The following is a 2,846-nucleotide window of genomic DNA, read 5'->3' as shown; positions in this document are numbered from 1 at the left end:
TTCGCGCGCGATCGGCAAGCTGGCACGCGCCGTTCCACGGATCCGCATGAGCGCAACCGTGAACGCCCCGGCGAGGCCGGTCGAACGCAATCGCAAGGGGGAGTGAGCGGATCTTGGCGACGCCGCGACAGCGCGAGACTGCGGAGCGGCCGGTCAGTCTGGCCGCCCAGGTTCGCGCGCGCACGGTCGGCCTGCTCCGCGCGGTGCCGATCCGCTGGCGCATCCTGTCGATTGCCGCGCTGAACTCGCTGGTCGTCGCGGTGCTCGCCGTGCTGATCTGGAACGGCGCCAAGGTGCTCGGCTCGGCCTGGGACGACGTGCGCAAGGTCCGCGAGTCCGACAAGATCCTGGCCCTGCTCGAGAGCGAGACCAGCCGGCTGCAGAACCTCATCCACCGCTACATCAACCAGCCCAATCCCGAGCTGTTCGCCGAGATCCTGTTGCTGCGCGAAGCGGTGCTCGGCACCATTTCGACCCGCGCCGCGACCGACCCGATGCTGTCCGGCTCGGCCGACGAGCTCGAGCGCGTCACCGAACGCTTCCTCAACGGCTTCGGCGAGCTGCGCACCCTGCAGGCGGCGATTGCCAAGACCTATGACGAGCAGGTGCTGGCGCCGGCCAGGGACATGGCCGGGCTGTACTCGATCATCGAAGGCGCAACCGGCCACCGCGATGCTCTGATCTGGCCGTCGCTCGGCAAGTCCCGCGAGGCGTTCACGGCGATGCTGGTCGCCGCCAACTCCTATTACCTGTCGCTGTCGAGCCAATCCGCCGAGGACGCGCGACGCAACACCGACACGATCGAGAAGACCATCCCGGTGATGCTCGACCTTGCCGAGAACGATCTGCAGCGGCTCGCCCTGAAGCGCCTCGACGAGCGCACCGCGGCGCTGCGCGAGGGGCTCGGCAAGCTGTCCGACCAGCTCACGAACCGGACCGAGCTCTTGCGCAACACCATCGATCTCACCCAGGCCGAGGAAATTCAGGCGATCGACGACCTCACCGCCAAGACCAGCCAGCGCGAGCAGCGGGCGCAGGAGACCTTCGACCGGACGCTTGCCGCGATCTCGCGCCGGGTGCTGACGATCGCGGTGTTCTTCCTCGGCATCATCCTGTCGGCCGGCGTCCTGATCGCATTGTCGATCCGCCTGCCGCTGCAGCAGATCATGACGGCGATGCGGGCGATCGCGCTCGGCGACTATGACCGGCAGGTGCAGGGCATCACCGCGAGGGACGAGGTCGGCGCCATGGCGCGCGCGGTCGAGGTGTTCCGCGAGAACGCCATCGCCAAGCGCAAGACCGAGGACGAGTTGCGCGCCGCGAAGGAGAAGGCCGAAAGCGCACTGGTCGAGCTCAACACCGCGCAGCAGAACCTGATCGATGCCGAGCGGCTGGCGGCGCTGGGCGGCCTCGTCGCCGGCGTCGCCCACGAGGTCAACAACCCGATCGGCATCAGCCTGACGGTGGCCTCGAGCTTTGCCCGCCGCAGCGAGATGTTCGAGGCCGAGCTGCGCTCCAACGGCGCCCTGCGCCGCTCCCAGCTCGAGGATTTCGTTCGTACCTCGCGCGACGCGGCCCAGCAGCTCGTTGCCAACCTGCACCGCGCCGGCGAGCTGATCCAGTCGTTCAAGCAGGTCGCGGTCGACCGCTCGCATGCCGAACGGCGCCAGTTCAACCTGGCCGAGGCGACCGACCAGATCATCGCGAGCCTCCGTCCGGTCCTGAAGCGCGCGCCGATCGCGCTCAGCGCCGACGTGCCGGAGGGCCTCGTGGTCGACGGCTATCCCGGCTCCTACGGCCAGATCCTGACCAACCTGTTCCTCAACGCCGTCAATCACGCCTTCGCCGATGGCCGCGCGGGCAAGATCTCGATCTCGGCGCGCGCGCGCGGCCATGACGAGATCGAGATCAATTTCTCGGACGACGGCGCAGGCATGACCTCCGAGGTGCAGCGCCAGGCCTTCGATCCGTTCTTCACGACCCGCCGCAACGAAGGCGGCACCGGGCTCGGGCTCCACATCGTTTATAATCTCGTGACCCAGCAGCTCGGCGGCCGCATGATGCTGGAGTCAAGGCTGGGACAAGGCACCACTTTTCGCATTATCATGCCGCGGACCGCCAAGGGCGGGAATGAAGCATCCGATACCCTCAGCGACGGAACGCCGCAATGGCCGAACAGGACGATGTCCTCCACCTGATCGACGATACCGGAAGTGTTCCGGAGGAGCAGGACACCCGCAAATGGAAGGTCGCCGTCATCGACGACGACCAGGCCGTGCACGAGGGCACGCGCTTCGCATTGAGCGACTACAGCCTGAACGGCCAGGGACTGGAGATCCTCTCCGCCTACTCGGCGGCCGAAGGCCGCACGCTGATGCGCGAGCACAAGGACATCGCCGCGGTGCTGCTCGACGTCATCATGGAGACCGACGTCGCCGGCCTCGAGCTCGTCGAGTTCATCCGCAACGAGATCAAGAACGAGACCGTCCGCATCATCCTGCGCACCGGTCAGCCCGGCCAGGCCCCGGAGCGGCGCGTCATCGTCCAGTACGACATCAACGACTACAAGGCCAAGACCGAGCTCACCGCCGACAAGCTGTTCACCTCGCTCACCGCGGCGCTGCGCAGCTATCAGCAGCTCGAACGCATGGTGCAGACGCGGCGCGGACTCGAGATCATCATCGACGCGGCCTCCACCCTCTACGACTTCCGCTCGATGCAGCGGCTCGCGGAGGGCGTGCTCACCCAGCTCGCCTCGCTGCTCAACGTCGATTGCGCCGGTATATTGGTGCTGCGTGACGACGGCAGCAACGCCGGCGACGATTTCTCGGTGCTGGCCGGAAGCG

The 2,846-nt window shown here is 67.2% G+C and carries 2 protein-coding genes; both read left to right on the top strand.

Going from position 1 to position 2,846, the window contains the following annotated elements:
• The first annotated feature begins 158 nt into the window (after positions 1 to 158).
• Positions 159 to 2,198 (top strand): ATP-binding protein, encoded by a 2,040-nt coding sequence (locus JOY90_RS03465; RefSeq protein WP_291689768.1) that lies wholly within the window; start codon positions 159 to 161, stop codon positions 2,196 to 2,198.
• Positions 2,168 to 2,846 (top strand): DUF3369 domain-containing protein (locus JOY90_RS03460; protein WP_291689767.1); only part of this gene is annotated, 679 nt, incomplete at its 3' end. The genes JOY90_RS03465 and JOY90_RS03460, both read left to right, overlap by 31 nt.

The sequence above is a fragment of the Bradyrhizobium sp. genome, from assembly GCF_019242285.1.
GTDB lineage: Bacteria > Pseudomonadota > Alphaproteobacteria > Rhizobiales > Xanthobacteraceae > Bradyrhizobium.
Note: the sequence above shows the minus strand (reverse complement) of the source record. Positions and strands in the feature narration are given on the sequence as shown.